This window comes from Rubellimicrobium mesophilum DSM 19309, assembly GCF_000600335.2.
Taxonomy (GTDB): Bacteria; Pseudomonadota; Alphaproteobacteria; order Rhodobacterales; family Rhodobacteraceae; genus Rubellimicrobium; species Rubellimicrobium mesophilum.
Genome location: NZ_KK088561.1, coordinates 57,666 through 80,689, shown reverse-complemented (window position 1 = coordinate 80,689; position 23,024 = coordinate 57,666). Strand labels below are relative to the sequence as shown.

Genomic DNA, 23,024 nt, shown 5'->3' with positions numbered 1-23,024 from the left:
GCGTGATTGACGTAGCCGCCGAAGAAAAACATCTGCCGACCAAGATGCTTCGCTGAGTCGTCAACATAGGCGTTCAACACGGCAACCAGCTTCCTCTGCTTAACCGCAGAGGTGTAGCTCGCCATCAAAGCGGCGAACCCATCGAGCGGTAGGGTCGGGGCGCTCATCTACCTACCTCCCCCGCTTGGGTTCGGCAAGTATAACAACGCCAAAGGTTAACTTCCCGTTACCAGCGAGGGGCACTTTACCGCTCGCTTTAGGGTTGTCGATACTTCTGCAACCATGTCGTGCGCAATGCAGCTTCTCCGTGCGCTGCGACCGCGTTCTCCCATTCGGCGAGCTCCTCTTCGCTGAGACGGTATGTTTCCAAAGCGGTGCCGCGCGAGATGAGGCCGGCCTTCACGGCGTTCACCACGGCGGCCTTGCGGGATGCCACCCAGCGTCGGGTGTCGGGCGGCGGCAGGTCCGCTCGCGACATGATCCGGCCATCGGGCAACGTGACCCTCCGCGGCCCCTCCACCTTGCGAAGATACATCGGAGACCCCTGGTTCTTGCTCATGTCCCGGGAGAATGAGGCCCAGGGCATTAAGGGACAGTGAACCTGAGCCTTGCTAATGCGGGCAATTTTCCCTATCTGGGCACGCCTTGGGGCCCTTGCGCCTCGGTTCGGGGACCACGCCCATGCCTCTCGATCCCTACGTGTCGGACCTCAACTCGCTGGGCCTGTCCAAGGCGCCGGCCGATACGCGGGTCGTCGTCGCCATGTCGGGCGGCGTGGACAGCTCGGTCGTCGCCGCGATGCTGGCCGAGGAGGGCTATGACGTCGTGGGCGTGACGCTCCAGCTCTACGACCATGGGGCAGCGCTGGCGCGGAAAGGGGCCTGCTGCGCGGGACGCGACATCCACGATGCACGCCGGGTGGCGGAGCGGATGGGCTTCCCGCACTACGTCCTCGATTACGAAAATGTCTTTCGCGAGTCCGTGATCGACGAGTTCGCGGACAGCTATCTCGCCGGGGCGACGCCGGTGCCCTGCATCCGCTGCAACGAGCGGGTCAAGTTCCGCGATCTCCTCGGCGTGGCCAGGGAGCTCGACGCCGACTGCATGGCGACGGGGCACTACATCCGGCGAATGGTGGGCCCGATGGGAGCCGAGCTGCACCGCGCGGCCGATCCGGCGCGCGACCAGTCCTACTTCCTGTTCTCCACGACGCCGGAGCAGCTCGACTACCTGCGCTTTCCTCTGGGAGGGCTTGGGTCCAAGGCCGAGACGCGGGCGCTCGCGGCGCGATTCGGGCTTCCGGTCGCCGACAAGCCGGACAGCCAGGACATCTGCTTCGTGCCCAACGGCAACTACGCGGCGGTCATCGAGAAGCTGCGTCCCGGCGCCGCCGAGCCAGGCGACATCGTGGATCGCGAGGGGCATGTCCTCGGGCGGCACGACGGGGTGCTGCGCTATACCGTCGGGCAGCGGCGGGGCCTCGGGATCGGGGGGCTCGATGAGCCTCTGTTCGTCGTGCGGCTCGACGCGGACAAGCGTCAGGTCGTCGTGGGCCCGCGCGAGATGCTGAAGTCCAGGACCATCGCGCTGCGGGAGATCAACTGGCTCGGCGACGGCGCCTTCGAAGGGGAGCACGAGGTCCTGGTCCGGGTGCGCTCCACCCGCCAGCCGGTGCCGGCATTGCTGCGACCCGCCGAGGGTGGGGCCGAGGTCACTCTGCTGTCGGCCGAGGAAGGCGTGGCGCCCGGGCAGGCCTGCGTGTTCTATGCGCCCGAGGGGACGCGGGTGCTCGGCGGCGGGTGGATCGCGCGGGCGGCGTAGGCCAGCTCGGGCTCAGGCGGCCCCGCTCGCCGAAAGGGAGGCGCGGGATGGGTCCCGGCCATCCTGCATCCGCGCGAGGATGGCCTTCGCCGCCCGCAGCCCCGGCGCTTCGCTGCCCTGCCCGAGCCGTTGCATCGTCAGGCGCATGGCCTTCTCCTGCGCGCCGGGGTCGTCCATGACGCGCAGAACCGACTCGGCGATCGGGACGGGTCGGCAGGCGGGGCCCAGGAACTCGGGCACGGCGCGGGTGCCGGAAACGATGTTGACCAGCGTCACGGTGTCGAGCCGGACCAGGCGGCTCATCACCTGCCAGGTCAGCCAGGCCATGTCGTAGGCGATGACCATGGGGGTCCCGGCGGCTGCAAGCTCCAGCGACACGGTCCCGGAGGCGGCGAGCGCGACGTCCGCCGCGTTGAAGGCCGCGCGCTTCATGGCCTGGGCCAGCGGATCGGCGCGCGGGGTCAGGACCACGGGCTTGACCGGCCATGAGGCGACGGCATCACTCACCTGCTCGGCCACGGACGGGCAGCCGGCAGGACGACGCGAGTTCCAGGACGCCGGTCGGCAACGCGACCCAGGGCATCGCCGAAACGGGGGGCGAGACGCTCGACCTCGCTCCGCCGCGAGCCGGGAAGCGCAAGGACCAAAGGGGCGTCGCCGATCCCGAAGGTGCCGCGAAACGCCCGGACCTCGTCCTCGCTCGCGACCGGCTCGGCGACGACGGGATGACCCACGAAGTCGCAGGGGACGCCTTGAGCCTCCCAGAGCGGCGGCTCGAAGGGGAAGAGCGCGAGGAGTTGGTCGGCGACGCCCCGCAGCTTCTTCGCCCGTCCCTCCCGCCAGGCCCAGATCGTGGGAGCCACGTAGTGGACGCAGCGGACCCCGGCCCCGCCTGCTTCTACGGCCTTGGCGACGCGCAGGCCGAAGTCGGGGCTGTCGATGGTGAGGAGGATGTCGGGGCGGGTCTCGAGGACCGCGCGGACCGTCTCGTCGAGGCGCCGCTTGAGTTGGCGATAGTGCCCGAGCACCTCGACGAGGCCCATGACCGAAAGATCCGACATGGGGAAGCGGCTGCGCAGCCCCTCTTCCGCCATGGCTTCGCCTCCGATGCCGTCGAAGGCCACGTCGGGGCGGAGCGACCGGAGGCCGGCCATCACCGCGGCCCCGAGCTTGTCGCCCGAGGCCTCTCCGGCGACGAGGAAGACCCTCATGGGCCGGGCTCGCGCACCCAAAGGACGAGGGATGCCTCATTGGCGGCGGCGACCGTGGCCTCTCGGTTCATCACCATGACGCCACCCGCCTCGATGACGATCGCGGAGAGCTTGGCGTCGCGGGCCCTCTCGATCGTCGTGGGACCGATCACGGGAAGGTCGGCGCGGCGGTCCTGGCCGAGCTTGGGGGCCTTGAAGAAGAGCGCGCCCTCGGCGAAGCCCTTGACGGAGCGGAGCATGAAGTCGGTGCCGGGCTGCGCCTCGACGGCGAGGACCTGGCCTCGGCGGACGATCACGCCCTGACCGATGTCGGCGGGCGCGATGATCCGGTGGACGGACTCGGCGCGGGCGGCATCGGCCTCGTGCTGCGGCGCGGGACGGTGGTGGGTCAGGACTCCGGGATGCGGCAGGAGCTCGGGGACGAGATCCTGCGCCGAGAGGACGGCGAGGCCCGCTTGTTCGAAGAGGCCGATGACCGTGCGGAGCGCCCCGTCGTCGCCTTGGCGGAGCGCGGCCAGGAGGAGCGGGACGAGCGGTGCCGTGAGCGCGTCGATCTGGGCGGGATCGACCTGCGGACGATGGATGCCGCCGCTGAAGCAGACGGCCCGAATGCCGGACTGGCCGAGATGGTGGATCAGCGTGCCCAGATGCTCCACGCGGAAGGTCAGGGGGTCCCCGGGTAGCGGGTCGAGGACGGTCCGGTGACCGAGGGTGCAGATCATGTGGGCCTGCCCCTGCGCCCGGAGCGTGGCGGCCAGGAGCGCCGTCAGAGGGTCGAGGCTGCCGATGAGCGCGATCATCGCGGGGTCAGGAACTGGCGGTCCGAGGCGGACATGACGAACTCGGCCACGTCGCGGACCATGGAGCTTTCGGAGTCGCCGAGGGCTCGGGCACGGTCCTGGAAGGGACCCTCGCCGTCGCGGAGCGTGGCATAGGCGGCACGGAGGGCGGCGATCTCCTCGCGCGGGGTGCCGCGACGCTTGAGGCCCACGAGGTTCAGGCCGTCGAGCTCCCCCCTCGGGCCCTGGACGAGGCCGAAGGGGATGACGTCGTGCGTGACCATGGCGAGCGCTCCGACGATGGCGCCCTGCCCGACCCGGACCCATTGGTGGATGCCGGCCAGGCCGCCGATGATGACGTCGTCCCCGATCACGCAATGGCCTGCGATGGCGGCGCTGTTGGCGACGACCACGCGGTCGCCGACCTGGGCGTCGTGGGCGACGTGGCAGCCCGCCATGAAGAGGCTGTCCTCTCCCACCCGGGTCACCCCTCCGCCCCCGGTTGTGCCGAGGTTCATGGTGACGTGCTCGCGGATCCGGTTCCTCGGCCCGATCCTCAGGCACGTCCGCTCGCCTGCGTATTTCAGGTCCTGCGGGATCTCGCCCAGAACGGCGAAGGAGAAGACCACCGTGCCGGCCCCGATCTCGGTATCGCCCTGGACGACGACATGGGACTTGAGCGTGACGCCGTCGCCCAGAACCACATCGGGGCCGATGACGCAGAAGGGCCCGATCTCGACGCCGTCGCCGATGCGTGCCCCCGGATCGACGAGGGCTGTGGGATGTACCCCCATCAGTCGCCCTTCAGGACGATCATGGCGGTGAACTCCGCCTCGGCCGCGACCTCGCCGTCGACCGAGGCCACGCCGCGCAGCTTCCAGACCTTGCCGCCGGGGCGACCGCGCAGCGTCTCCACGTCCATGAGGAGCTGGTCGCCGGGCACGACCTTGCGGCGGAACTTGCAGTTGTCGATCGCCATGAAGTAGATGAGCGCCCCCTGGTCGAGGAGGCCCAGCCCCGCCCCGATCATCACGCCCGAGGTCTGGGCCATGGCCTCGATGATGAGGACGCCGGGCATCACCGGCTCGGACGGGAAGTGGCCCTGAAAATGGGGCTCGTTCATGGTGACGTTCTTGACGCCCTGGGCCCGCGTCGTGCCCTGGATGTCGCGCACCCGGTCCACGAGGAGGAACGGGTAGCGGTGAGGCAGGATCCGCTGGATGACGTGGATGTCGGCCTCGATCAGGGGCGTCCGGGCCCCCTCGCCTGTCACCTCGTCCATCGCCCGACCCCCGTCATTGCCTGGGGCTTGCCTAGCAACTCGGGTTTTGGCCCGCAAGCGGAAGGCAGGGTCAGTCGTCCTGCGTGCCCGGGCCCGCCGCCCCGCCCGGGCGCGGGGCCGGCGCCTCTTCGCCACTGGAATCGGGAACCGCCTCTCCGCCCCGGGTGCGGCCGTCGCCGAGCTGAGCGTCGATGGCGGCGACGGCCTCGTCGGTGATGTCGATCAGCGACGCGCCCAGGAATACGTCGCGTCGCTGCAGGATGACCGCCGCGCCCCGGTCGATCATCAGTTGCGCGAGGACCGGGGTGGCCGCGTTGAGGAACTCGGTCCGCCCTTCGTTGACGGCGCCGGAGAGCGCCTGCTCCTTGGCGTCCTGTTCGGCGCGGATGCGCTGGACCTTGGCGTCGAAGGCCTCGGCCTCGGCTCGGAAGGCTGCGACCTCCATGGTCGGGCGCCGCTCCGTGAGGCTGCTCTCCTCGGCCGTGAGCTCGGCCTCGATGCGACGGTTCTCGGCGGCGAGCGCCTCTTCCTGGGTCTTGAGGTCCTGACCGAGGCGCTGGCCGTAGCGCGTCTCGGCAACGAGGCGGTCCACGTCGATCGTGAGGATGGGGCTTCGCACCTGCCCCATCGAGAGATCGTCCTGAGCCACGGCCGGCCCCGAGGCCAGCCCGAGGAGCAGGGCGGCGACCAGGGCCCGCAGGCGCATCAGAACCTCGTGGAGACCGTGACGTCGAAGTTCTGGGTCCGGTCCTGCTCCTCGACCTGGAGAGGCTCGGTGAAGTTGAAGCGCAGCGGCCCGAGAGGGGTGTCCCAGAAGAGCGACAGGCCCGCGACGGTGCGCGGCGTGAAGTCGTCGTAGAGGATTCGGTCCTGGAAGCGGTCGGGCGCGCCGACGTTCCAGACCGAGCCGTAGTCGAGGAAGGCCCCGCCGGAGACGCCGTATTCCTCGGGCACCGGCAGCGGGAACTCGGCCTCGAGCCGGACCACCGCATAGGCGTTGCCCCCGAGCGCGTCATCGGTCTTGGCGTCGCGAGGGCCTATGCCGCCCCGCTCGAAGCCGCGGATGCGGCTCGAGCCCAGGAAGAAACGGTCGGTGACGCGGCTCTCGCCTTGGGAGAAGTGCAGGTAGCCACCCTCGACCGTGGCCCTGAGCAGCAGGTCCTCGCCCAGGACGCGCGTCTCGGCCGAGGCGAGCGCGGTGGTCTGGATGAAGGTCCGGTCGCCGAATCCGTATTCCTGCCCCGCGCGGAAGCTGAAGTTCGTGGGCGTGTCGATGTTGTTGCGCGCGGTGTCGAAGCTGTAGGAGAAGCCGACCGAGTTGGACCATTGCCCGCCCTGGGCGGCCTCGAACTCGATGATGGGGCTTGCGTCGTCGGTGGGGTCGTTGGGCGTGTCGGAGCCGGCGACGTCGGTGATGTCGTTGTATTCGACGGCGTAGAAGACGTCGAGACGGCCCCTCTCGCTGATCGGGAAGCCGAGCGACGGGGACAGGCGGAACTGGTCCGTGTCATAGAGCGCGCTGGCGTTGTCGGTCTGGCGGTAGCTCAGGTCCAGGCCGAGCGCGAGGTCGCGGCCCATGAAGCGGGGCTCCTCGAAGGCGAAGGTGAGGAGCCGGTTGTCCTCGCCGGTCGAGAGCTGGAAGTCGAGCGACTGGCCTCGGCCCAGGAAGTTCTCCTCGGAGAAGGCGGCGATTAGGGCGGGGCCGTTCTCGCTCGAGTAGTTGACGCCGAAGGACAGGGTTCCCGTCGGCTGCTCCTCGACGTTCACGTCCACGATGACCTGATCGGGGCTCGCGCCCTCGCGGGCCTCGACGTCGGCGTTGGCGAAGTAGCCCAGGGCGCGGATGCGCTCGGCCGCCTCGCGGATCTCGCGCGGGTTGAAGGGGTCGCCCTCGACGGTGTTGAACTGCGAGCGGATCACGCGGTCGAGCGTGGTCGCGTTGCCCTCGATGTCGATGCGCTCCACGAAGATGCGCTCGCCCGGGACGAGGACGTAGTCGAGGTTGAGGATCTGGCCCCGCTCATCGCGGGAGATGCGCGGGTCGACGCGGATGAAGTTGATGCCCTCGCGCAGCGCCTGGGCCTCGATCCGGGACACGTCGTTCTCGATGGCGACGGGGGAGTAGAGGTCGCCGGCCTGCACCCTCACGAGGCCGCGGAAGAGGTTCGGATCGGCCTCGGGAACCTCGCTCGACAGGGTGACGTCGCCGAAGCGGAAGCGCGGCCCCTCGGTCACGTTGAAGGTGATGAGGTAAGCGTCGCGCTCGTTCGTGAGGTTCGCGTTCACGTCGTTGACCGTGAAGTCCGCGTAGCCGCGCGAGCGGTAGAAGTCGGTCAGGAGCTGTCGGTCGAAGTCGATCCTCTCGGCCACGAAGGTATCGGCCCTGATGATCGCCCGGAGGAGCCCGGCCTGCCGCGTCTCGAGGACGTTGCGCAGCCGCCCGTCCGAGAAGGCGCGGTTGCCGACGAAGGAGATGCGCTCGATCTCCGTGACGCCGCCCTCGGCGATCTGGAAGACGAGGTCCACGGTCCCGCCCTCGCGCGGGATGATCGCGGGCGTCACCACGGCGTTCACCCGGCCGGCGTTGACATAGGCCTGGGCGATGGCGGCGGTGTCCTGCTCGGCCTGCGTCGGGGAGTAGATGCGCCGCTCGACCGAGCCGATGAGCTGGGCGAGGTCCTCGTCCTTGAGGGTGGTGTTCCCCTCGAAATTGATGCGGCTGATGACCGGAAGCTCCTGGACGCGGATGACCAGGGTGCTGCCCTGCGGCACGACCTCGACCGTCTCAAAGAGGCCGGAGGCGCGGATCGCCTGGGCGGCGTCGTTGAGCTGGCCGGCCGTGACAGTCTCGCCCTGCGAGATGCCGGCCTCGGCGAGGATGGTGCCGGTCTCGATGCGCTGGTTGCCCTCGACCCGGACGGAGCTGAAGCTGTAGGTCTGCGCCAGAGTCGCTATCGGCGCCGTCGAAATGAGCAGGGCCCCCGAGGATGCGGATACCCATGCCCGCGCCTGCCCGGCGCCACCGCGATCCACCCATCTTCACCGCCCGCATTCTAGAGGTTTCTTCGCCCCGAGGCGTAGCGGCATCCCGGCCCGATGTCAAAAGCAACGGGCCTGCCGCGAAGCGTTCACTGGAGGCCGAGGGAACAGAGCCACGCCCCGAGGACCAATGCGGCGGCCACGATGGCGAGCCCCGCGATGCGGTCCATCTGGGTGCCGAAGAGGACGGCGAGCCCCTTGGTGGTCGACATGATCGCCTGCATGGAACGGCCCTCCCTCGGGGCCGCTCCTAGCACGGGATCATGGCCAAGTCGTGGCGGCCTTGGGGCGGCTCAGGGACAGAGCACGAGATCGTTGGCGATGGCCCAGACCATCAGCGTCAGGAGCAGGGAGAGGCCCGCCGCCATCAGCACCCGAACGGCCCCGTCGCCGGGCGGGCGTCCCGTCACGGCCTCCCAGGCGTGGAAGACGAGATGGCCGCCGTCCAGGACCGGAATCGGGAAGAGGTTCATCAGCCCCACCGCCGCCGAGAGCACAGCCAGGAAGCCCAGGAAGCTTGCGGTCCCCTGCGAGGCCGCGGCGCCGGAGGTCTCGGCGATGCCCACGGGGCCCGACAGGTTGCAGGTCGAGATCGCGCCCGACAGCATGTGGCCGATGCCCGACAGGGTGGAGGTGATGATGAACCAGAGCTGAGCGAGCGAGTCGCCCAGCGCGACGAGGACGCCGGGAACCTCGGTCTCGGGCACGAAGAAGCTGCCGACGGACATGCCCACCAGCCATCGCGTCTCGAAGCCGCCCTCGGGCAGGGGAAGGTCGGTGCGGCGGGGACGGCCGTGAACTCCAGCTCCTCTCCGTCGCGCCAGACGGTCATGCCGAGGGGCCGCCCGTTCGATTCCTTGACGATGTCGACCATCTCGTCGAAGGCCCAGACCTGCCGCCCGTCCATCTCGAGCACCAGATCGCCCTGCTGGATGCCCACGTCCCAGGCCGCGCTGTTCGGCGACACGGCGCCCACGATGGGCGGGAAGGGCTGCGGCCCCTGGACCGTCAGCTCCTCGCCGTCGCGGCGGACGAGATAGTCGAGCGTCGGCCCTGGCGGGAGGTCCGCCGACACCTCGCCCACGGTCGCGACGGCGACGGGCTGCCCGGCGATGGCGAGGATCTGGTCGCCCGGACGGAGATCCTGCGCGTAGGTGTCGGGCATGGGCGCGAGGTCGGCGATGGTCAACGGGTCCACCGGCCGGCCCTGCGTCATGGCGAGAGCGACGAAGAGCAGGATCGTCAGGAGGAAGTTCGCGAAGGGCCCCGCCGCCACGGTCAGCACGCGCGCCCAGAGCGGGGCACCCAGCATGGTGTGGCGCCGCTCGGGCGCCGGCGCCCTGTCCTCGGCCCCACCCATGGAGGCGGCGTTGGCGTCGCCCAGGAACTTCACGTAGCCGCCGAAGGGCAGCGCCGCCACCTGCCAGCGCGTCCCGTGCCGGTCGGTGCGCGAGAAGAGCACCGGGCCGAAGCCGAGCGAGAACACCTCCGCCTTGATGCCCGTCCAGCGTCCGACGATGTAATGACCGTATTCGTGGATGGCGACGATGATCGACAGCGCCACGACGAAGGCGAGCAGCGTGAAGGCGGCGTTGCCGAACTGCGGCAGGAACTGCGTGGGGTCCAACCGTTACTCCCTCATCCGCTCGACGACCTCCGCCGCGCGCCGGCGAGCGATCCGGTCGGCTTCCAGAACATCCTCGAGACCCGGCATGGCGCTGTCTGGACCTAAGATGGGCAGAGTGGTGTCGCCAGAGAGGCGGTCAAGCGTCCGGCTCACGACCGATGCCATGTCCGTGAAGCGGATGCTGCGGGCCAGGAAGGCGTCGAGGGCGACCTCCTTGGCGGCGTTGAAGGCCGCGCCCATGACGCCGCCCTCCTCCAGCACGCGCCAGGCGAGGGCCAGGGCCGGGTAGCGGTCCGGCTCCGGGGCGCGGAAGGTCAGGCGACCGATGGCGGCGAGGTCGAGCCGCTCGACGGGAAGCGGCGCCCGTGTCGGATGGTTGAGGGCGTAGCCGATGGCGTGGCGCATGTCGGGCGCGCCCAGATGCGCCATGAGCGCTCCGTCCCGGAAGCCCACGAGCGCGTGAACGAGGCTCTCGGGGTGGATCAGGACCTCGATCGCGGAGGCGGGCAGGCCGAAGAGCTCATGCGCCTCGATGACCTCCAGGGCCTTGTTGAACATGGAGGCCGAGTCGATGGTGATGCGTTGGCCCATGGCCCAGTTCGGATGCGAGGACGCCTCCTCGACGGTCGCGTCCGCGAGGCGGTCGAGCGACCAGTCTCGGAAGGCCCCGCCCGAGGCGGTGAGGATCAGCCGCTCCACCTCGCGCCCGTCCTCGCCCCGGAGGGCCTGGAAGACGGCCGAATGCTCGCTGTCCACGGGAAGGATCGTGGCGCCGGCGGTCTCGGCGGTCGCCATGACGAGGCGCCCCGCCGCGACGAGCGTCTCCTTGTTGGCGAGCGCCAGGGTGCCGCCGCGCCGGATCGCCTCGAGGCCGGGAAGTAGGCCCGCCGCGCCGACGATGGCGTTCATGGTCCAGTCGGCCGGCCGCGCGGCGGCCTCGGCCACGGCGGACGGACCGGCGGCGACCTCGATCCCGGTCCCGGCAAGCCGATCCCTGAGACCGGCATAGCACTCCTCCCGCGCGGTGACGGCCAGCCGGGCCCCCAGCCGGCGGGCGTCGTGGGCCAGCAGGTCGAGGTTGCCGGCGCCCGTCACCGCCTCGACGGCGAAGTCCTCGGGGCGCCGCGCGATCAGGTCGATGGTGCTCTGCCCCACGCTGCCGGTCGCGCCGAGGATCGTGACGCGCCTCACGGGGCCACCCCCGGGACGCCCAGGACGGCGGTCACGACGAGCATGAAGAGGGACGCGCCCAGCATGGCGTCGAAGCGGTCGAAGAGGCCGCCATGCCCCGGGATCAGGGCCGAGGAGTCCTTGACCCCCATGCGCCGCTTGAGCGCCGATTCGGCGATGTCGCCCCATTGCGAGGCCATGGACAGAAGAACCGAGAGGGGGACGATGGACGGCCCGACCCGTGCGAAGGCATCGAAGACGAGCCCGACGATGGCGGCGGCCACCCAACCGGATATGGTGCCGGACCAGGTCTTCTTGGGGCTCACGCGTGGCCAGAACTTGGGGCCCCCGATCAGCCGCCCGGCGAAGTAGCCGGCCACGTCGGTCACGACGACGACGCCGATCAGCCAAAGGAGCCAGAAGAAGCCGAAGTCGAGGCGGAAGGTCACGAGGCCCCAGCCCGCCACCTGCACGGCCAGCGCGAAGGCGAAGAAGGTGACCCGTTCCCGCTTCAGGGTCACGGCGCCGAAGACCGCCGCGAGGAGGAAGAGGACGAGGCCCCAGCTTTTCCTGCAGGGCGAGCTGGCCCGACAGGACGCTCGCCACCAGGGCGGCGAGGAGCATCCCGCGCGTCGGGCCCTGGGGCTCGATCATGGTCCAGAGCTCCCAGATCATGACGGCCGTGACGAAGACCGTGACCATCTGGAACCAGACGCCGCCGGCCACGACGGCGGCGGTGCCGACGATGACCATCACCGCCGCCGAGGCCGCGCGCGGCCCGAGGTCGGCCCATCTGGAAGGGTCGGTCGGCGCCCTCACGCCTTGGCCTTGACCCCGCCGTAGCGGCGGTCGCGGGCGGCGAAGCCCTGGACGATGCGGGCGAACTCCCCGGCGGTGAAGTCGGGCCAGAGCGTGTCGATGAACTCGTATTCCGCGTAGGCCGACTGCCAGAGGAGGAAGTTGGAGATGCGCGCCTCGCCGGAGGTGCGGATCACGAGGTCGGGGTCCGGGAGGACGTGGGTGTCGAGGAACCTGGCGAGCGTCTCGGCGTCCACGTCCTTGTGGGTGAGGCGGCCCATCTCGATCTCGTAGGCGAGCCGCTTGGCGGCGCGCGTCACCTCGTCCCGGCCGCCGTAGTTCAGCGCGATGGTCAGGTGCACCCGGTCATTGCCGGAGGTCAGCAGCTCCAGGTCGTCCATGAGCTGTACGAGCTTGGGGTCGAGCTTGATGCGGTCTCCGATGAAGCGCACCCGCACGCCGCGCCGGAAGAGGTCCTGCGCCTCACGCTGGATGTAGCGGCGGAACAGCGACATGAGGCCAGCGACCTCGGACTGGGTGCGCTTCCAGTTCTCGGTCGAGAAGGCGAAGATCGTGAGATACTTCACCCCGAGGTCGGGGCAGGCCTCGACGATCTCGCGGATGCGCTTGGCGCCGGCGTGGTGGCCCAGGAGGCGGGGCCGGCCGCGCATCTGCGCCCAGCGGCCGTTGCCGTCCATGATGATCGCGACGTGGCGCGCGCCGGACGGACCCGCGCCCTTCGGGGCGTCCGTCATGGTGGTCAGGGCCATGGGGGGCACTCCGGTCTGGTGGGGAGCACGTCAGACGTGCATGATCTCGGCCTGCTTGGACTCGAGCGTCTGGTCGACCTGCTTGATGAAGCGGTCGGTCATCTCCTGGACCTCGCCTTCCCAGAACTTCACGTCGTCCTCGGAGAGGCCGTTGGACTTGGCCTTCTTGATCTGGTCCATGCCGTCGCGGCGGAGGTTGCGGACGGCGACGCGGGCGTGCTCCGCGTAGTTCGCGGCGACCTTGGTCAGCTCCCGCCGCCGCTCCTCGTTGAGCTCGGGGATGGGGAGCATGATGATCGTGCCATTGGTCTGCGGGTTGATGCCCAGGCCGGAGTCGCGGATCGCCTTCTCGACCTTGGAGACCATGCCCCGGTCCCAGACGTTGATCGTGACCATGCGAGGCTCTGGCACGTTGACGGTGCCGAGCTGGTTGACCGGGGTCATCTGGCCGTAGGCCTCGACCATCACGGGCTCCAGCATGGAGCCGGAGGCGCGGCCTGTGCGGAGCGAGGCGAACTCGGTCCGGAGGGCGGCGATGGCCCGCTCCATCCGGCGCTGCAGGTCGTCGGTGTCGAGTTCGAAATCGTCGGCCATTCGTCTGCTCGGGCTCCGTTTTCGGCTCTATAGCGCCAAGGGACGTGGGTTGTATAGGTGGGACGGTCCGGTTCGGCCAGGGCCGGGACCGCCCGGGTAGAGCCGCCTAGAAGAGCTTGAGCTGCGGCGGGTCCTTGGCGCGCCTGGGCCTGGCCGGTCCCTTGGAGCGCGTCGCGGGCCGTTCCTGCTGCCGGCGGATCCGCGCGTCGGCCTTGTCGCGGGCCACCGCCTCGGGCGCGTCGGGGTCGTCAGTCAGCCACTTGCCGCGCTTGATGACCTCGTTGACCCGCCCCTGGTTCACGCCGAGCTCGAAGGCGATCTCCTGCTGGGTCATGCCGGTCGTCTCGTGCAGCTCCAGGATGCGTCGGGCGAGCTCGGGCGTCATGCGCTGGCCCACGACCCGCCGGGCCGGCGCGACCTTGCGCCGGGCGCGGTCGCGCTCCCTCAGCTTCTCGAGGACGCGGAGCGCCTGGCGCATCCCCTGCTCCTTGAGGGCTTCCTCGAATTCCTTCAGCGTCGTCACGGCTCTGCTCCCTGCCAAAGGGCCGTCACCACCGGGTCCCAGCTTCGAACCTGCCCCGAACAGCCGGCAAATCAAGGGTTTTCGACTCCGGGCATCAGGGCTTCTCGTAGGCGCTGCCATCCGCGGCGCGGCGCGGCTCCGTCAGGTACTTTCCCTGCTTCGGAACGGCTATGTCGCGGAAGTCGCGCGCGAGGCGCTGGAGGGCCTCGCGCATCTCGGGGCCGCGCAGGGGCTGGCCATGGAAGGTCAAGACCAGGTCGGGGTCGAGCATCGCGAGCTTTTTCACCGACTCCTCCGCGTCTTGCCAGTCGATGGTGAAGTAGGTCGGCGGCCCGTGCATCTCGGGCTCCTGCAGGGCGACGTCGTAGGCCGACTCCTGGCCGGTGGTGACGAAGGCGTCGCCGGCGACGATCGTGCGGTCGCTCTCCCGCCAGAAGGAGACGTGGCCCACGGAATGGCCGGGCGTGTGCAGCCATTGCCACCCCGGCATCCCGGGAACGCTCCCGTCCTCGGGAAGGCTGCGGAGGCGCCTGCCCACGTCGACCGGCCTGGTCGGATAGAGCCCGGCAAGGAGTGCCATGAGGCCTCCCCCGACGCTCGGGTCGCCCCGAGGATAGGCGGCGCTGCCGTCGAGATAGGGACGTTCGAGCGGATGGGCGTAGACGGGGACGTCCCACTCCTTGGCCAGCGCCTCGAGAGCGCCGACATGGTCGAAGTGGCCATGGGTCATCACGATGGCCGAGGGGCGCGCGCCCTTGCCGAAGCGGGCCTCCGCGGCGCTCCTGATGAAGCCTCCCGTGCGGGGGAGGCCGGCGTCGATCAGGACCCAGTTGCGGTCGCCTGCGCCTGGGAAGCCGACGAAGACCACGTTGACGATCCCGAGCCGCCGATAGGCGAGGTCGGGCGCGACCTCGTGCGTGTGGTCGTTCCGCGCCGCGTCGAGGGCGGGGTCTAGGGCCGAGGCGTCCTCGGACAGGGGGATCTGCTCGGCCATGCTCGCCTCCGTCGCTGGACCTCCCGGGAACAGCGACGGAGGCTTTAGGTTCCGGTCAGCCCTGGACGACCGTGTAGGTGCCGCGCCCCGCGAGGATGCCTCGGAAACCGCCGGGCTCGTCGAGGGAGAAGACGATGATCGGGAGGTTGTTGTCGCGGGCGAGCGCGATGGCCGAGGCGTCCATCACGCCGAGGTTCTTGGCCAGCACCTCGGTGTAGCCCACCCGTTCGTAGCGCTTGGCGTCCGCGTGCTTGGCCGGGTCCTTGTCGTAGACGCCGTCGACCTTGGTTCCCTTGAAGATCGCCTCGCAACCCATCTCGGAGGCTCGCAGAGTCGCCGCCGTGTCGGTCGTGAAGTAGGGGTTGCCGGTGCCGGCGGCGAAGATGCAGACGCGCTTCTTCTCCAGGTGGCGGACGGCGCGGCGGCGGATGTAGGGCTCGCAGACCTGGTCCATGGGGATCGCGCTGATGACGCGGGTGAAGACGCCCATCGCCTCGAGCGCCGACTGCATCGCCAGCGCGTTCATCACCGTGGCGAGCATCCCCATGTAGTCGGCGGTGGTCCGCTCCATCCCCTGCGCCGAGCCCTGCAGCCCCCGGAAGATGTTGCCGCCGCCGATGACCATGCAGATCTCGACGCCCAAGTCCCGCACGCTCTTGATCTCGCGGGCGATGCGCTCGACCGTGGGGGGGTGCAGGCCGTAGCCCTGGTCGCCCATCAGCGCCTCGCCGGAAATCTTGAGCATGACCCGGCTGAAGGTCGTCTGGGGTGGCGGGGCCTCCCGGGCCTCGGCCGTGGTTTCCGTGACCTCGTTCATGCCGTGCCTCCGCCCGCTTCAACCGGCGGGACAGATGAAGCAAAGAGAGGACGGATTCAATGGGAGCCGAGGATGGACCTGGGCGAGATTCCCCCCGACCGACCCGTCCTGATTGCTGGCCCCACGGCGAGCGGAAAGTCGGCGCTCGCGCTCCGCATCGCGCAGGAGGGCGGCGGGGTGGTCGTCAACGCGGATGCGCTTCAGGTCTACGCGGGCTGGCGGGTCCTGACCGCGCGGCCCTCGCCAGACGAGGAGGCGCTCGCTCCCCATGCCCTGTTCGGCCATGTGGGCATGGAGGAGCCCTACTCGGTCGGTCACTGGCTGCGCGAGGTGGCGCCGATCCTGGCCGGGCCGCTGCGACCCATCATCGTCGGAGGGACGGGGCTCTACCTTTCGGCCCTGACCGAGGGCCTGGCCGAGGTCCCGGCCACGCCGCCGGAGATTCGGGCCGAGGCCGACGGGCTGTCGCTGGAGACGTTGCTGGCCGGGCTCGATCCCGGGACCGCCGCCGGGCTCGACCGGCGCAATCGCGCGCGGGTGCAACGGGCCTGGGAGGTGCGGCGCGCGACCGGGCGGGGCCTTGCGGAATGGCAGGCCGAGACGCCGCCGCCGCTCCTTCCCCTGGGGCGGGCCCATGCCCTCGTGCTGCGGCCCGAGGTGCCGTGGCTCAACGCCCGGATTGCCCGGCGCTTCGATTCCATGCTGGCCGAGGGCGCGCTGGAGGAGGTGCGCTCGCTCCTGCCCCGGTGGCGCGAGCGGGCGCCGGCCTTCCGGGCCCTCGGCGCCGAGGAGCTGCGGGCCTGTCTCGAAGGACGCCTGACGCCCGCGGAGGCGCGGGACAGGGCCGTGGTGGTGTCTCGCGCCTATGCCAAGCGCCAACGGACGTGGTTCCGATCCCGCATGGATGCCTGGCGCGCGTTGCCCCTGCCCTGACCGTTCTGGTCGCTTCACATTCTCAGGACGTCGAATCCTGTCATTGACCTGAGAGCGATGGCCGTGCCCAATGGGCCTAGCCGCGCATGATGCCGGGCCGGGCCTCCAAGCCCTTGAGCCCACAAGAATGCGGCCGATGGGGAGACGAAGATGACGCACACCACGAAGGACCGCGCCGTGCATCCCGCGGCGCTTTTGTATGCCGAGGAGGTGAAGACCGGGCATATGTCCCGGCGCGAGTTCCTGACCCGCAGCACCGCCCTGGGCGTCTCGGCCGGCGTGGCCTACGGCCTCATCGGCCTGCCCGTCCCGGCCCGCGCGCAGGACGCCGCGATGACGCCGGTCGAGGGCGGCACGCTGCGCATGAGCATGGAGCTCAGGCCCACCAAGGACCCGCGCACCTGGGACTGGTCGGAATACGCGAACTTCGGTCGGGGCTGGCTCGACTACATGGTCGAGTACGAGCCCGACGGGTCGCTCCGTCCCATGCTCCTCGAGTCGTGGGAGGCCAACGAGGACGCGACCGAGTGGACGCTGAAGGTCCGCCAGGGCGTCAAGTGGAACAACGGCGACGACTTCACCGCCGAGGACGTGGTGAACAACATCAAGCGCTGGTGCGACGGCACCGTGGAGGGCAACTCCATGGCCGGCCGCATGGACACGCTCCGCGACGTCGAGGGCACCAACCAGATGCGCGACGGCGCGGTCGAGATCGTCGATCCCGCGACCGTGAAGCTGCATCTCAGCGCGCCCGACATCGCGATCGTCACCAACATGGCCGACTATCCGGCGGCCGTGGTCCACCAGAGCTACGACAACGGCGACCCCGCCGCGAACCCGATCGGCACCGGCGCCTGGCTGCCCGAGCAGAACGAGGTCGGCGTGAAGCAGGTCCTCGTCCGCAACCCCGACCACACCTGGTGGGGCACGGCGGTCTATGGCGGCCCCTACCTCGACCGGATCGAGTACATCGACTACGGCACCGACCCGGCCGCCGTGCTCGCCGCCGCCGAATCGGGCGAGATCGACGCCATCTACGGGACCACGCCCGACTTCGTGGAGATCTACGACGGGTTGGGATGGGCCAAGTCCGAGGCGGTGACCGCGACCACCGTCGCGATCCGCTTCCAGCAGGCGGCCGAACCCTACAACAACCGCGACGTGCGCCGCGCGCTTCAGCAGGCGGTCGACAACGCGGTGGTGCTCGAGCTCGGCTACAACAACCTGGGGCTGGTGGCCGAGAACCATCATGTCTGCCCGATCCACCCGGAATACGCCGAGGTGCATCGCCCGCCGGTGGACCCCGCCGCCGCCAAGGCCGCGCTCGACGCCGCGGGCGTCGGGGACTTCGAGTTCGAGCTGATCTCGGTCGATGACCAGTACGAATCGGCGAGCTGCGACGCCGTGGCGGCCCAGTGCCGCGACGCGGGCATCAACGTCAAGCGGACGGTGCTGCCCGGCTCGACCTTCTGGAACGACTGGACGAAGTATCCCTGGTCCTGCACGCTCTGGAACATGCGGCCCCTGGGGGTGCAGGTGCTCAACCTCGCCTACAAGGCGGGCGCGGCGTGGAACGAGACCTCGTTCAACAACCCCGACTTCGAGGCGCTCCTCGCGCAGGCCAACTCCATCGCCGATGCCGATGCGCGGCGCGAGGTGATGGCCAAGATCGAGCAGGTCCTGCTGGACGAGGGCGTCGCCATCCAGCCCTACTGGCGCTCGCTCATCCGGCACACGGCGACCAACGTCCACGGCGCCGACGTGCATCCGACCTTCGAGCATCACCACTACAAGTGGTGGATGGAGCCCGTGAACTGATCCGTCGCGTGACCGGTCGGGCGGCGCCTCGTGGCGCCGTCCGCGCGCGGGCCTGACGTCGCCCGGAAGGGGATGCCCCGATGCTGATGTTCATAGCTCGACGCCTTCTCACCATGCTGGGCACGGCCATCTGCCTGACCTTCCTGGTGTTCTGGCTGACGAACCTGGCGCCCAACCTCGAGAAGATCGCCAAGACCGAGGCTGGCTCGCGGATCACCGATGCCGAGGTGGAGAGCTGGCTGGACAAGAACGGCTTCGGCCAGCCTCTCCTCGTCCGCTACGGCGAATGGCTGGGCGTGCTGCCCGGCTGGACCACCACGGACGAGAGCGGCGCCGTCCGGGGCCGCTGCATCGCCAGTGGCCAGGACCCCGCGGAGGCGCCGCGATTCTGTGGCATCCTCCAGGGCGACTGGGGCTACAGCCGGGTCTTCCGGGAGGACGTCGCCAGCGTCATCGGAACCCGTCTCGCCCTGACCGGCAAGCTGATGGCCTGGGTCCTTGTGGTCATGGTCCCGGGGGCGCTGATCCTGGGCATCCTGGCCGGGATGCGGGAGGGGTCGCGGACGGACCGGGTCCTGTCCACGGCCTCCATCGCCATCACGGCGACGCCCGAGTACGTGTCGGGCGTCGTGTTCATCGCCGTGTTCACCTCCTCGGCCGTGGGGCTCAAGTGGTTCAACGGCTCGGCGACATCGGCCATGGACGACGCGAACCTCGTCAACTTCACGCTGCCGGTGCTGACCGTGGCGCTCTATGCCATGGGCTACGTCGCCCGGATGACGCGCGCCTCGATGACCGAGGTGATGACGGCGCAATACATCCGCACGGCGCGCCTCAAGGGCGTGAGCTTCCCGCAGGTCGTCCTGCGGCACGCGCTGCGGAACGCCCTGATCGCGCCCTTCACGGTCATCATGCTCCAGATCCCCTGGCTGCTGACCGGGGTGGTGATCGTGGAGTCGCTCTTCAACTACAAGGGCTTCGGCTGGACCCTGGTCGAGGCGGCCGGGAACAACGACATCGAGCTGCTGCTCGGCATCTCGGTCGTGTCGGTGGTCGTGGTGCTGCTCACGCAACTCATCTCGGACGTGGGGTATGTCTACCTGAACCCCCGCCTCCGGCTCTCCTGAGGAGGCCCGCTTGGAGCCGCTGACCTGGACGGGAATCCTTGGAGCGTGGCTGAACCCGGTGCTCTGGGTCGCGGCCGCCGCCTTCGCGGTCGCGCTCGTGCTCTACCTCCTGGTCGGGCTGGTCGCTCCGGCCTCGGACGTCGAGGTGAACCCGGACGGGACGCTCGCCGTCCGCATGGGGCCGAGGGTCATGGCCGCCCTGGCGCTGAGGGCGGCAGGAAGCCTGCTGGGCCTCGTGCTCCTCGCCTATGTCGTGGGCGGGATCGCCTTGCCGTGGGGCGCCGCGGGAATCGTCGGCTGCATCGCCAAGCGCTTCCTGCCGGTCTGGATCGCCCTGGCGGTGACCTTCGCGGTGTCGATCGCCTACAAGAGGAAGCTCGGGCTCTACGGGAGGCTGTTCGACTCCACGATCGGCATGATCGGCTTCGGCCTCGTCATGTTCTGGCTGTTCACCGCCATCGCGGCGGGGGTCTTCGACCTGATCGCCACGCATGATCCGCTGACCGCGATCTCAGGCCTCAAGAACAAGCCGCCGGGTGTTCCGGTGCCGGGGGCCGAGGTTCTCGGGCCGGGGTCGCATTACCTGCTGGGCGGGGACGCGCTGGCGCGCGACGTGTTCTCGCGGATGGTGCATGGGGCCTGGGTGGTGATCCAGATCGCCCCGCTCGCCACCGTCTTCGCCTTCATGGTGGGGATCACGCTGGGGCTGCCGGCGGGCTACTTCGGCGGGCGGCTCGACACCCTGATCTCCTTCCTGGCGAACCTGATCCTCGCCTTCCCGGTGATCCTGCTCTTCTACCTCCTCGTGACGCCGGAGATGATCCAGACCGGCATCCCGAGCTTCATGGCCGTCGGGCTGTTCATATTCCCGCTGATCTTCACCTCGGTCCTGATCTGGAGCCGCTTCCACACCCAGCGCCAGAAGGCCGTGCCGATGCTGGCGGTCTCGCTGTTCGTCCTGGGCTGGCTCTACCTGTCGCTCATCAGCCAGACGGGAACGCCGATCGCCTTCATGGGGCCGCTCGACCTCTTCGACATCCCGTCGGGGGCTCCTCGTGTCTTCGTCTCGGTGGTCTTCGTGAACTCGCCACGGTGTTCCGCATCGTGCGGGGGCTCACCATGGACATCAAGACGCGGGACTACGTGGCGGCGGCGCAGACGCGGGGGGAGAGGCCCTGGTACATCATGCTCTGGGAGATCCTGCCCAACGCCCGGGGGCCGCTGATCGTCGATTTCTGCCTGCGGATCGGCTACACCACCATCCTGCTCGGCACGCTGGGCTTCTTCGGGCTGGGCCTGCCTCCTGACAGCCCCGACTGGGGCTCCACCATCAACGCGGGCCGGCAACTGCTGTCGGTGTTCCCGCATCCCGCGCTCGTGCCCGCCGTGGCGCTGCTGAGCCTCGTCCTGGGGCTCAACCTCCTCGCGGACGGGCTGCGGGAAGAGTCGCTGAGGGACTGACGCCATGGCCGACGCATATCCGTTCTCCAGCTCCCTGCCCGCCTCCTCGCCCATCGGGACGATGGAATCCGCCATGGCGCTCCTCGACCGGCCGGCCGCGCCGATCCTGGAGATCGAGGACCTGTCCATCTCGTTCTTCACTCGGACGCGGGAGATCCCGGCCGTGATGTCCTTCTCCTGCTCCGTCATGCCGGGCGAGGCCGTGGGCCTCGTGGGGGAGTCGGGCTGCGGGAAGTCCACCGTGGCGCTCGGGGTCATGCAGGACCTCGGCGTCAACGGGCGGATCGTCGGCGGGCGGGTGCTGTTCAAGGGGCGCGACCTCGCCAAGATGACGCCGGCGGAGCTGCGGAAGATCAGGGGCTCGGAGATCGCCATGATCTACCAGGAGCCCATGGCCTCCTTGAACCCGGCCCTGACGGTGGGTCGGCAGCTCATGGAAGTGCCGATGATCCACCAGGGCGCCAGTGCGGAGGAGGCGCGCGCCCGGGCGCTGGAGGTCGTGCGGGACGTGCGGCTGCCGGACCCGGAGCGCATCCTGAGGAGCTACCCGCACCAGCTCTCGGGCGGGCAGCAGCAGCGGATCGTCATCGCCATGGCGCTGATGGCGCGGCCGTCGCTGTTGATCCTCGACGAGCCGACGACGGCGCTCGACGTGACGGTCGAGGCGGCGGTGGTGCAGCTCGTCAAGGATCTCGGGCGGAAGTACGGGACCTCGATGCTCTTCATCAGCCACAATCTCGGGCTGGTGCTGGAGACCTGCGACCGCATCTGCGTGATGTACTCGGGCGAGGCGGTCGAGCGCGGGTCCATCGTGGACGTGTTCGACAAGATGCGCCACCCCTACACGCAGGCGCTGTTCCGTTCGATCCCCCTGCCCGGCGCCGACAAGAACATGAGGCCGCTCAAGAGCATACCAGGCAACTTTCCCCTGCCGCATGAACGTCCGCCGGGCTGCAACTTCGGGCCGCGCTGCGACTATTTCCAGAAGGGGCGCTGCGACGCGCAGGAGATCCCGATGTTCGGCGTGGAGGGCGACCTGCGCCACGACACCCGCTGCCTGCGCTTCCAGGAGATCGACTGGGGCGCCCCGCTGCAGGCGAGCGAGACCAAGGAGAAGGTCGAGCCGGGTCGCGTCGTCCTTCGCATGGAGGACCTGCGGAAGTACTACGAGGTGGGCGGCAGCGGGCTCGGCGGCGGGCCTGCCAAGGTCGTGAAGGCCAACGAGACGCTGAGCTTCGAGGCGCGCGAGGGCGAGACTCTGGCCATCGTGGGCGAATCGGGCTGCGGCAAGTCCACCTTCGCCAAGGTGCTGATGGGCCTCGAGACGGCGACGTCGGGCAACATCATGCTCTTCGACGAGAATATCCAGAACACGCCCATCGAGAAGCGCAACACCGACATGGTGTCGTCCGTGCAGATGGTTTTCCAGAACCCCTTCGACACGCTGAACCCCTCGATGACCGTCGGGCGGCAGATCATCCGGGCGCTGGAGGTCTTCCACGTCGGCAACTCCGACGCCGATCGGCGCCAACGGATGCTGGAACTCCTCGACCTCGTGAAGTTGCCCCGGGCCTTCGCGGACCGGATGCCGCGCCAGCTCTCGGGCGGGCAGAAGCAGCGGGTGGGGATCGCGCGGGCCTTCGCCGGGGGGCGAAGGTGGTCGTCGCGGACGAGCCGGTCTCGGCGCTCGACGTGTCGGTGCAGGCGGCGGTCACGGACCTGCTGATGGACATCCAGCGGAAGGAGCGGACGACGCTCCTCTTCATCAGCCACGACCTGGGGATCGTGCGCTACCTCTCGGACCGGGTGCTGGTGATGTACCTGGGCCATGTGGTCGAGATCGGGTCCACGGACCAGGTCTTCGCGCCGCCCTACCATCCCTACACCGAGGCGCTGCTGTCGGCCGTGCCCGTCGCGGACACCAAGGTGGAGAAGACGCACATCGTGCTGGAGGGCGAGATCCCCTCGGCCATGAACCCGCCGCCGGGCTGCCCCCTTCCAGACGCGGTGCCCACGCAAGCGGCACGTCCCCTCCCGCGATGGCGCCGAAGCTCCGGGGACCCTCTGCGAGGTGGAGGTTCCGCCGATGCGGGAGCTGGTTCCGGGACATCAGGTCAAGTGCCACCTGCCGGACGAGGTGCTGGCCACGATGCAGCCGGTGATCCGGATGGCGGCGGAGTAGAGGGAGCCGACCTCCTTCCCCTACGCCACGCGGCGTCCTACGGGGACGGGGGGCGGACCACCCGTGGCTGTCGCGCAT

Annotated in this window: 19 protein-coding genes and 4 pseudogenes; 7 read left to right on the top strand and 16 right to left on the bottom strand. The window is 69.5% G+C overall.

Annotated features, from left to right (window positions below):
- Window positions 1–256: 256 nt before the first annotated feature.
- Entirely contained in the window at window positions 257–535 is a 279-nt protein-coding gene (gene sciP / locus RUMESO_RS24020) for a CtrA inhibitor SciP (protein WP_082483420.1), read from the bottom strand.
- A 146-nt stretch (window positions 536–681) separates the two neighbouring features.
- Between sciP and mnmA the strand changes: the two genes are divergently transcribed.
- Window positions 682–1,821, top strand: a complete 1,140-nt coding sequence (gene mnmA / locus RUMESO_RS08010; protein ID WP_037279484.1) for a tRNA 2-thiouridine(34) synthase MnmA — start codon at window positions 682–684, stop codon at window positions 1,819–1,821.
- A 12-nt stretch (window positions 1,822–1,833) separates the two neighbouring features.
- Here the strand turns inward: mnmA and lpxB are convergent.
- The 10 genes and pseudogenes from lpxB to RUMESO_RS07965 all read right to left on the bottom strand — a co-directional run bounded on the left by lpxB (window position 1,834) and on the right by RUMESO_RS07965 (window position 11,450).
- Window positions 1,834–3,032 (bottom strand): annotated as a pseudogene (gene lpxB / locus RUMESO_RS08005) (lipid-A-disaccharide synthase).
- Window positions 3,029–3,832: an LpxI family protein gene (locus RUMESO_RS08000; RefSeq protein ID WP_037279483.1), complete on the bottom strand. Its 804-nt coding sequence runs from the start codon at window positions 3,830–3,832 to the stop codon at window positions 3,029–3,031. Before RUMESO_RS08000 ends, lpxB begins: the two are co-directional and overlap by 4 nt.
- Window positions 3,829–4,608, bottom strand: coding sequence for an acyl-ACP--UDP-N-acetylglucosamine O-acyltransferase (gene lpxA, locus RUMESO_RS07995; RefSeq protein WP_156362755.1), 780 nt, complete (start codon window positions 4,606–4,608; stop codon window positions 3,829–3,831). The genes RUMESO_RS08000 and lpxA overlap by 4 nt, the downstream gene beginning before the upstream one ends.
- Window positions 4,605–5,093: a 3-hydroxyacyl-ACP dehydratase FabZ gene (gene fabZ / locus RUMESO_RS07990; RefSeq protein ID WP_037279480.1), complete on the bottom strand. Its 489-nt coding sequence runs from the start codon at window positions 5,091–5,093 to the stop codon at window positions 4,605–4,607. Before fabZ ends, lpxA begins: the two co-directional genes overlap by 4 nt.
- Window positions 5,094–5,163: 70 nt before the next feature.
- Window positions 5,164–5,799: an OmpH/Skp family outer membrane protein gene (locus RUMESO_RS07985; protein ID WP_051521126.1), complete on the bottom strand. Its 636-nt coding sequence runs from the start codon at window positions 5,797–5,799 to the stop codon at window positions 5,164–5,166.
- Window positions 5,799–8,126: an outer membrane protein assembly factor BamA gene (gene bamA, locus RUMESO_RS07980; protein ID WP_037279479.1), complete on the bottom strand. Its 2,328-nt coding sequence runs from the start codon at window positions 8,124–8,126 to the stop codon at window positions 5,799–5,801. The genes RUMESO_RS07985 and bamA overlap by 1 nt, the downstream gene beginning before the upstream one ends.
- Window positions 8,127–8,221: 95 nt before the next feature.
- Entirely contained in the window at window positions 8,222–8,356 is a 135-nt protein-coding gene (locus RUMESO_RS27765) for a hypothetical protein (RefSeq protein WP_281177547.1), read from the bottom strand.
- 69 nt (window positions 8,357–8,425) lie between these two features.
- Window positions 8,426–9,759 (bottom strand): annotated as a pseudogene (gene rseP, locus RUMESO_RS07975) (RIP metalloprotease RseP).
- Window positions 9,760–9,762: 3 nt separating this feature from the next.
- Window positions 9,763–10,950: a 1-deoxy-D-xylulose-5-phosphate reductoisomerase gene (gene dxr / locus RUMESO_RS07970; protein WP_037279478.1), complete on the bottom strand. Its 1,188-nt coding sequence runs from the start codon at window positions 10,948–10,950 to the stop codon at window positions 9,763–9,765.
- Window positions 10,947–11,450: a phosphatidate cytidylyltransferase gene (locus RUMESO_RS07965; RefSeq protein ID WP_342670745.1), complete on the bottom strand. Its 504-nt coding sequence runs from the start codon at window positions 11,448–11,450 to the stop codon at window positions 10,947–10,949. The genes dxr and RUMESO_RS07965 overlap by 4 nt, the downstream gene beginning before the upstream one ends.
- Before the next feature lie 131 nt (window positions 11,451–11,581).
- On the opposite strand from RUMESO_RS07965, the gene RUMESO_RS28120 reads away from it, so the two are divergent.
- Window positions 11,582–11,761, top strand: a complete 180-nt coding sequence (locus RUMESO_RS28120) for a hypothetical protein (RefSeq protein WP_342670744.1) — start codon at window positions 11,582–11,584, stop codon at window positions 11,759–11,761.
- Here the strand turns inward: RUMESO_RS28120 and uppS are convergent.
- From uppS to pyrH, 5 genes are all read right to left on the bottom strand, one after another.
- Entirely contained in the window at window positions 11,745–12,497 is a 753-nt protein-coding gene (gene uppS / locus RUMESO_RS07960; RefSeq protein ID WP_051521125.1) for a polyprenyl diphosphate synthase, read from the bottom strand. The two genes, RUMESO_RS28120 and uppS, sit on opposite strands and share 17 nt — an antisense overlap.
- Before the next feature lie 30 nt (window positions 12,498–12,527).
- Entirely contained in the window at window positions 12,528–13,091 is a 564-nt protein-coding gene (gene frr / locus RUMESO_RS07955) for a ribosome recycling factor (RefSeq protein WP_037279477.1), read from the bottom strand.
- Between the two features lie 106 nt (window positions 13,092–13,197).
- Window positions 13,198–13,614 (bottom strand): sigma factor-like helix-turn-helix DNA-binding protein, encoded by a 417-nt coding sequence (locus tag RUMESO_RS07950; protein WP_037279476.1) that lies wholly within the window; start codon window positions 13,612–13,614, stop codon window positions 13,198–13,200.
- A gap of 94 nt (window positions 13,615–13,708) precedes the next feature.
- Complete coding sequence (locus RUMESO_RS07945; RefSeq protein WP_037279475.1) at window positions 13,709–14,608, bottom strand: MBL fold metallo-hydrolase; 900 nt, start codon at window positions 14,606–14,608, stop codon at window positions 13,709–13,711.
- 55 nt (window positions 14,609–14,663) lie between these two features.
- The gene (gene pyrH / locus RUMESO_RS07940; protein WP_051521124.1) at window positions 14,664–15,425 is read right to left on the bottom strand and encodes a UMP kinase; all 762 of its coding nucleotides are present in this window, start codon (window positions 15,423–15,425) and stop codon (window positions 14,664–14,666) included.
- Between the two features lie 72 nt (window positions 15,426–15,497).
- Here pyrH and miaA point away from each other — a divergent pair, with 72 nt between their 5' ends.
- The 5 genes and pseudogenes from miaA (at window position 15,498) to RUMESO_RS07915 (ending at window position 22,946) form a co-directional block, all read left to right on the top strand.
- Window positions 15,498–16,358, top strand: a complete 861-nt coding sequence (gene miaA, locus RUMESO_RS07935) for a tRNA (adenosine(37)-N6)-dimethylallyltransferase MiaA (RefSeq protein WP_037279473.1) — start codon at window positions 15,498–15,500, stop codon at window positions 16,356–16,358.
- 150 nt (window positions 16,359–16,508) lie between these two features.
- A complete protein-coding gene (locus RUMESO_RS07930; RefSeq protein WP_037279471.1) occupies window positions 16,509–18,176 on the top strand; it encodes an ABC transporter substrate-binding protein in 1,668 nt (555 codons plus the stop codon).
- A gap of 80 nt (window positions 18,177–18,256) precedes the next feature.
- The gene (locus RUMESO_RS07925; RefSeq protein ID WP_037279469.1) at window positions 18,257–19,303 is read left to right on the top strand and encodes an ABC transporter permease; all 1,047 of its coding nucleotides are present in this window, start codon (window positions 18,257–18,259) and stop codon (window positions 19,301–19,303) included.
- 10 nt (window positions 19,304–19,313) lie between these two features.
- Window positions 19,314–20,764, top strand: a pseudogene (locus tag RUMESO_RS07920) (ABC transporter permease).
- Between the two features lie 73 nt (window positions 20,765–20,837).
- Window positions 20,838–22,946: pseudogene (locus RUMESO_RS07915) on the top strand (dipeptide ABC transporter ATP-binding protein).
- Window positions 22,947–23,024 lie beyond the last annotated feature (78 nt).

Coding starts and splice junctions, on each gene's coding strand:
- frr (WP_037279477.1), bottom strand. CDS start 13,091: ATGGCCGACGATTTCGAACTCGACACCGACGACCTGCAGCGCCGGATG.
- mnmA (WP_037279484.1), top strand. CDS start 682: ATGCCTCTCGATCCCTACGTGTCGGACCTCAACTCGCTGGGCCTGTCC.
- RUMESO_RS28120 (WP_342670744.1), top strand. CDS start 11,582: ATGGTCCAGAGCTCCCAGATCATGACGGCCGTGACGAAGACCGTGACC.
- RUMESO_RS07985 (WP_051521126.1), bottom strand. CDS start 5,799: ATGCGCCTGCGGGCCCTGGTCGCCGCCCTGCTCCTCGGGCTGGCCTCG.
- RUMESO_RS07925 (WP_037279469.1), top strand. CDS start 18,257: ATGCTGATGTTCATAGCTCGACGCCTTCTCACCATGCTGGGCACGGCC.
- RUMESO_RS07945 (WP_037279475.1), bottom strand. CDS start 14,608: ATGGCCGAGCAGATCCCCCTGTCCGAGGACGCCTCGGCCCTAGACCCC.
- uppS (WP_051521125.1), bottom strand. CDS start 12,497: ATGGCCCTGACCACCATGACGGACGCCCCGAAGGGCGCGGGTCCGTCC.
- RUMESO_RS07930 (WP_037279471.1), top strand. CDS start 16,509: ATGACGCACACCACGAAGGACCGCGCCGTGCATCCCGCGGCGCTTTTG.
- RUMESO_RS27765 (WP_281177547.1), bottom strand. CDS start 8,356: ATGCAGGCGATCATGTCGACCACCAAGGGGCTCGCCGTCCTCTTCGGC.
- pyrH (WP_051521124.1), bottom strand. CDS start 15,425: ATGAACGAGGTCACGGAAACCACGGCCGAGGCCCGGGAGGCCCCGCCA.
- sciP (WP_082483420.1), bottom strand. CDS start 535: ATGTATCTTCGCAAGGTGGAGGGGCCGCGGAGGGTCACGTTGCCCGAT.
- RUMESO_RS08000 (WP_037279483.1), bottom strand. CDS start 3,832: ATGATCGCGCTCATCGGCAGCCTCGACCCTCTGACGGCGCTCCTGGCC.
- fabZ (WP_037279480.1), bottom strand. CDS start 5,093: ATGGACGAGGTGACAGGCGAGGGGGCCCGGACGCCCCTGATCGAGGCC.
- miaA (WP_037279473.1), top strand. CDS start 15,498: ATGGACCTGGGCGAGATTCCCCCCGACCGACCCGTCCTGATTGCTGGC.